The sequence below is a fragment of the Trichloromonas sp. genome, assembly GCF_041583255.1.
GTDB lineage: Bacteria > Desulfobacterota > Desulfuromonadia > Desulfuromonadales > Trichloromonadaceae > Trichloromonas.
Window position 1 is genome coordinate 1 of the sequence record NZ_JBFHGD010000195.1, and the last position, 6082, is coordinate 6082.

Annotated in this window: 4 protein-coding genes and 1 pseudogene; 4 read left to right on the top strand and 1 reads right to left on the bottom strand. The window is 58.0% G+C overall.

Annotated features, from left to right (window positions below):
* A pseudogene (locus tag ABYV89_RS13465) lies at nt 1-142 on the top strand (ABC transporter substrate-binding protein); the annotation flags it as partial.
* A gap of 185 nt (nt 143-327) precedes the next feature.
* Entirely contained in the window at nt 328-873 is a 546-nt protein-coding gene (locus ABYV89_RS13470; protein ID WP_432823463.1) for a PCYCGC motif-containing (lipo)protein, read from the top strand.
* A gap of 133 nt (nt 874-1006) precedes the next feature.
* On the opposite strand, the gene ABYV89_RS13475 is transcribed toward ABYV89_RS13470, so the two are convergent.
* Nucleotides 1007-2935, bottom strand: coding sequence for a SpoIIE family protein phosphatase (locus ABYV89_RS13475; protein WP_432823464.1), 1929 nt, complete (start codon nt 2933-2935; stop codon nt 1007-1009).
* 379 nt (nt 2936-3314) lie between these two features.
* On the opposite strand from ABYV89_RS13475, the gene istA reads away from it, so the two are divergent.
* Nucleotides 3315-4850, top strand: coding sequence for an IS21 family transposase (istA, locus tag ABYV89_RS13480; RefSeq protein WP_432823465.1), 1536 nt, complete (start codon nt 3315-3317; stop codon nt 4848-4850).
* Nucleotides 4847-5638 carry an IS21-like element helper ATPase IstB gene (istB, locus tag ABYV89_RS13485; protein WP_432823466.1) on the top strand — a complete coding sequence of 264 codons (792 nt, stop codon included), beginning with the start codon at nt 4847-4849 and terminating at the stop codon, nt 5636-5638. The genes istA and istB overlap by 4 nt, the downstream gene beginning before the upstream one ends.
* Nucleotides 5639-6082: the final 444 nt, after the last annotated feature.

Consider the following 6082-nt stretch of genomic DNA (forward strand, 5'->3'; position numbering starts at 1 on the left):
CCGCGACGCCATCGAGGCGACCTCGGGCCTGGCCGGCACCACCGGCATCTACAATTTCTCTGCCACCGATCACCTCGGGCTCGATCTGTCCGCCTTCCGGATGCTCGAGATCAAGGATGGCAAGTGGAGCCTGGCCGAGTGAGCCATCGTGCCCCCTGCCTTGCCGGGCGGGGGGCATCTGGCTGGCCAGAGACCGCCGCGGTTGGATAGGATTGTTTCTGTGCGTGCTGTTCAGCCAGCTTATGTTCATCGTAATCGGCCAATTCTTCCGCGGCAAAAACTGGCAGCTGATCTGGCCCTTCTAAACCTTGGATGGAGGTACACCCCATGCGAACCCCGAAAACACGCTTTTTCATCTCGGCACTGTTTTTGAGCCTTATGCTGACCGCACACGCCTGGGCGATGACCGCGGCTCAACAAGAGCAATTCGACGGCATCCTGAATATGACCATGGCCAAACTGACAGAGGCCTCAGAAGCGTTGCTGGAGAAAAAATATCCCGACGAGGACTGGGATGAATACAACTTCCCCTCTTTCGTCTTTACCAGCGACTCGGTCGAGGTAGGCTACAAGATTGCCGTTAAAGAACCGGATCTGCTCGGCCAGACCAACCTCAAGGACAAAAATGTCGTTATCCCCTGTTACTGTTTCTGCGATGCCATGGGCCACGACAACCTGCTTTACTGCTTTCTCAAGGAAGGCAAGCTCGAGGCCGGGTTTGACGATCATGCGTCCGGCTGCAACATCTGTTACGGCCAGGCAATGCAGGCGTTTCTCTGGAATGATCTCGGGGCCACCCACGACGAGATCATCGCCGGAATGGAGAAAAAATATCAGCGCCTGATCCAGATGAAAAAGGACGGTAAGTTCTAAGGCCGCACTTGGAATTTAAGCAAAGGGCAGAACTGAAAAGTTCTGCCCTTTAATAAAAACACTTGCCGAATCACAGGTGAAACTGGGTTTTCCCGAGATTTACCCCGATTACGGTTATTCCCTCTCAGCAATTTTACCCCTTCACTTTCACCACCACCAGCGTCAGGTCATCCTCCAGCTCGCCCCCTTGACGGAACTCACTTATTTTATTCACGATGGTTGCATAAATCTTTCGGGCCGACTGGCCGGCACAGGGGGCCACCAGCTCTTTCATGTGCTCGATGCCAAACTGGTTCCCCGATGGCGCGCGGGTTTCCCATATACCATCGGTGCCAATCAACAGGAGGTCTCCGACCTCCAACACGAGTGGCCCGGACGGCGGATAATCCGCTCCTGCGAGCATCCCCAAGGGGACGCCGGTACTGGGCAGTTCTTCAACGACGTTGTGGGCGCACCGATACCAGAGAACCGGGCCGTGTCCTGCCGAAGTCCACACCAGCGAGCGGTTCGGGGCGCTTAAAACACCATAAAAAAGGGTCATGAAGCGATCGTCTTCAGAATCTTCATTCAGATGCCTATTGAGTTTGGCAAAAAGTCCCCCCAAATCCGTGCGGTAGTGGTCGGCATGTGAACGGAGGATGCCCCTCGCCGAGGCCATCAGCAGAGCGGGGCCGATACCGTGGCCGCTCACGTCACCCACAGCCAGCCCCAAGCTGCCCCTGCCGTGATCAGCCAGAGGGATAAAGTCAAAGTAATCGCCGCCCGTTTCATCACAAAATGTGCCCTGGCCAAAGATGTCAAACCCTTCCAGCTCGGGTGTCGTCTGGGGGAGCAGGTGCTGTTGGATCTCTCCTGCCAGCGCCAGAGCGTGTGCCATCAGCTGGCGTTCCTGCAGCTGGGGGCCAAGATCGTTCAAAATATGGGCAAGGCCTTCAAGCTCATCCCCGGTGCTGATTTCTGCACGTGCTTGGTAGTCGCCAGCCGCCAGTTCCATAGCAACGGTGGATAGCTGATTCAAGGGACGGGTGATGCGGCGGGCAATAAAGAGGGCAAGTACGATCACGGTAAGCACCACAGCGATGACTAGAATTACGGAAATTTTCAGGCCCTGGAGCGTTTTGAAAAGCACATGTTGTTCGGTGTCTGTCGCCCTGCTGATGATTTGGGAGTGGGAAACCATGATCAGGGGGAAGGGTTCGTCTGGTTGACTGCTGCCGAAAATCCAATGAGTGTGCTGCCCGCGAAACATCAGCAAAACAGTCCCAGCTTGACCGGCGCCGATCTTCTCCATCAGTGCAACCGCCTGGTCAGGATCGTCCAGAATCAGGTAGTCTCCTGCCGCCGGTTCCTGGTCTGGCTGGCTGGTAGAAGCCTTTTTTCGCACCGCCACCACGCGTAGCTTTGCCAGTGCGCCTTCGCCTCGTTCAAGAACAACCAGCGTTTGCCCGACCATCCGCTCCTGCTCTTCGGGGAGCTGTAAATCTTCAAATAGCCCGAGTACGGACCGGCTGACCGCCGTTATTCCGGCGAAAGATCCGTCCGGCAGGTGTAGGGGCGCGGCTACGATCAATGCGGGTTGTCCGGTGATGGGGTCGGAAGAGAGGGTTCGGGTCAGAGCCGGGCTGTCTCGGGCCGATCGGTACCAGGGCAGCCGTTGCGGGTCTGACAGTCGGGCAAAGTGCTCATCAGGGGGATAACAGAAGCTTTTTCCGGAATCAAGAATCGTGTACTGACGCAAAACCAAGCCCGGTTGGTAGTCGTGCAGCAACTGATAAGCTTTCGGTGGGCCCGTTGGCGTTTGCTCTTGAAGGAAGATCGATTCCTGTGCCTGCTGCGACAACGCGATGTTGATGATCTTGCGGTTGCGCTCCTGGAGGCGTTGGTAGTTCTCGACCACCGCTTTCAGGTAGGCATGGGCGTCTTCGGTAAGTAAGGTCCGCGTTTCAGTGGCCAGATGTCGGCCCAGTTTGTACAGGAACGCATAATTGATGGAGGCGTTGATCACCAGGGGGATCACGGCGATGAGAAGCAACAGGATAAGTAATTTAGTGCGGATTTCCATGGTGCCCTTGCTCCTCTGACCTAGTTGCATTGGCATCAACCATCTCTTCTTTAGTGTAATCTGTTTTTCAGCCTTTTGTAATCTTTCAGCAGGACACCTGTTGGCGGTCGGATACCTTTGTGGTCGAGGTATGCTGATGTTTTTATGTAACCTTTTCGGCATATTTGTCGAGGGTCATGGTAATTGATCACCTTGACCCGGGTCAGGGTCAGCCGAATTGAGCACCCGGGGTCAGCTTAATTGAGCAGTTTTGCCAGCGGCGGGGTCAGCGTTATTGAGCACCCTGCCGCGATCTTCGGTGGGCTCTCTTTCCGCCTTGGCCTATTCTGCCGGAATTTGATTTCCGACAGGAGGCGCCATGGCCAGGAGGCCCATTCCCATGATTGAACTTGATGAACTTTTGTACCGTTGGCAACAGGGGCACTCGATTTCCCGGCTGTCCCGCACCCTCGGTCAGTCCCGGCAGACGGTGCGCAAATACCTGTTGCAGGCCGAAGCGTTGGGACTGACCCGCAGCGGCGATGAGGCGGAGCGGACCCGGGTGCTGGCCGCCATGCGTGCCGGCAAACCCTCCCAGGACCAGCCGTCACCGTCGGAGCAACTGCTGGAGCCGCACCGGGAGCAGATTCGGGAGTGGCTTGCGGAGCCGGACATGACCGTGAAACAGATCTGGCGGCTGCTGCGCGAGCGCGGGATGAAGCTCAGCTATCCCAGCGTCAAACGCTTTGTCCGCAATCACCTGGAAGCCGCCGCGACCTCCAGAGTGACGGTGCGCCTGGAAACCCCGCCGGGCCAGCAGGCCCAGGTGGATTTCGGCAAGGCGCGGGTCCGCATCGGCGAGGCGGTGCGGTCGCTGTGGATTTTTGTGATGACGCTTTCGTTCAGTCGGCATCGCTTTGTCCGTTTCGTCGAGCGCCAGGATCTGGCCACCTGGCTCGACTGTCACGTCCGCGCCTTTGAATTCTTTTCCGGCACACCGAGGACGGTGCTGCTCGACAATCTCAAGGCCGGGGTGATTCGGCCCGACCTTTACGACCCGACCATAAACCGGGCCTATGCCGAACTGGAGCGCCATTACGGCTTCACCATCGATCCGGCCAAAGTGGCCACGCCTGAGCACAAGGGCAAGGTGGAGCGGCAGATGCCGATCGTTCGCCAGCAACTGGTGGCGGGGCGCTCTTATCGGGATCTGGCCGAACTCAACGAGAAGGCACTGCACTGGTGCCGGGAGGCGGTGGGACATGAACCCCACGGCACCACCGGCGAGGCGCCGCTGCTCCGTTTCGAGCGGCAGGAGCAGGCCTCCCTGCAGCCGCTGCCGGAGCAGCCCTTCGATCCGCCGGCCTGGGCCGAGCTCAAGGTGCATCCCGATCATCACGTCGTCTTTGAGCGCAGCTATTACTCGCTGCCGACCCGCTTTGTCGGCAAGACGGTGTGGCTCAGGGCAACCCGCCGCCTGGTCGAGATCTTCTGCGACGATGTGCTGGTCAAAACCCATCCCCGGGCGCCCCGGCGGGGAAGCTGGATGACCGACCAGAACGATTATCCCGAAGCCGCCAAGGCCTTCCTCTTCGCCCACCCGGCCTGGTGCCGGAAGAAGGCCGAAGAACTCGGTCCCCATGTGGCGCGGATGATTGATGAGATTCTCGCCGACCATGCCATCCGCAACCTGCGCAAGGCCCAGGGCGTGTTGCGTCTGGCCGATAAATACGGCGCGGCTCGACTGGATGAAGCCTGCGACTATTTGCTGCATTTCGGCGCCACCGAACTGCGCCGCCTGAACCATGTGCTGGAGCAAGGCATCCCCGGCTACTGGAAAACCAACCGACAGGCCCCGGCGGCACCGCTGACCGAACAGGCTATGGGCTTTCTCCACCCGCCGGAGAGCTTTGCCGCGCAGGAGGTGGCCCGATGAGCGTTTCCGCCGCTTTGATCAGCCAGCTCAAGACCCTCAAGCTCGGCCGCATGCTCGATACCCTCGATGTTCGCCTGTTGCAGGCCCGCCAGGATCAGCTCGGCTACCTGGAGTTTCTGCAACTGCTGCTACAGGACGAGATCGAACGCCGCAAGACCCAGGGCCTGCGTCTGCGACTGCAGCGTGCCAGCTTCGAGGAGCCCAAGACCCTCGAAGAGTTCGACTTTGCCGGCTGTCCAGGCCTGAACCCCGCCGCCATACGCGACCTGGCCACCGGTCTGTTCATCGAACGTCGCGAACATGTCCTGCTGTACGGTCCCGCCGGAACCGGCAAAACCCACCTGGCCCAAGCCTTGGGGCACCATGCCTGTCGCAACGGCCGCTCGGTACTGTTCCTCAAGGCAGTCAAGCTCTTCCGCGTCCTGCAGGCCGCCCGCGCCGACAACTCCTGGGAGGTCGAACTGCGCAAGCTGCTTGCCCCGGACCTGCTGATTATCGACGACTTCGGCCTCAAGCCGATGACCATGCTGCAGGCCGAGGATTTTTACGAGATCGTCGCCGAACGGCACCTGCGCGGTTCGATCATCGTCACCTCCAACCGGCCGCCGGCAGACTGGCTGCCCCTGTTTCCCGACCCGGTCATGGCCAACTCGGCCCTCGACCGATTGGCCCACAACGCCCATCACCTGATCATGAAAGGAGAATCGTACCGCAAGAAAATGCGTCCAAACTCAAAGGCACTGGCAACCACATCCACCGAGCTCACCGAAGATCAAACTGCTCAATAACACTGACCCCGGCCCTGCTCAATTACGCTGACCCTTGACAGCATATTACATACTGATTCATGACGTTGGTCCGGTTCGTTGAAGAAATGTCTACAATTCGTTGCAGAAATTTAAACATCTCATAAGCTATGGGTCATGTACTTGAACGCGATTCCCTAGTGGGACAGAAGACCGAGAATCTCGGATGGGTGCAGTGGAGACAGCAGACATTCATGATGCTTGCGGACTGCGATAGGGTCTGAGTCTGGCGAAAATAGATTATTTCACTCCCAGAGTTCATTGGATAAAAACAAGCCTCAACCGTACTCTTGGAATTAACTGATACAATAAAAGATGGCTCGTCAGCAGAATCTGTGGAGATACTCAGGTTCCGGTAACTTGCCAAGTTCATGATATAAGGCGATTTGCAAGCATTTGAGGGTTCTGAAACCGAAGGCTTTTCTC

Excerpts from the sequence above, each read along its gene's own strand:
- ABYV89_RS13470 (WP_432823463.1), top strand. The coding sequence starts at position 328 with ATGCGAACCCCGAAAACACGCTTTTTCATCTCGGCACTGTTTTTGAGC.
- ABYV89_RS13475 (WP_432823464.1), bottom strand. The coding sequence starts at position 2,935 with ATGGAAATCCGCACTAAATTACTTATCCTGTTGCTTCTCATCGCCGTG.
- istA (WP_432823465.1), top strand. The coding sequence starts at position 3,315 with ATGATTGAACTTGATGAACTTTTGTACCGTTGGCAACAGGGGCACTCG.
- istB (WP_432823466.1), top strand. The coding sequence starts at position 4,847 with ATGAGCGTTTCCGCCGCTTTGATCAGCCAGCTCAAGACCCTCAAGCTC.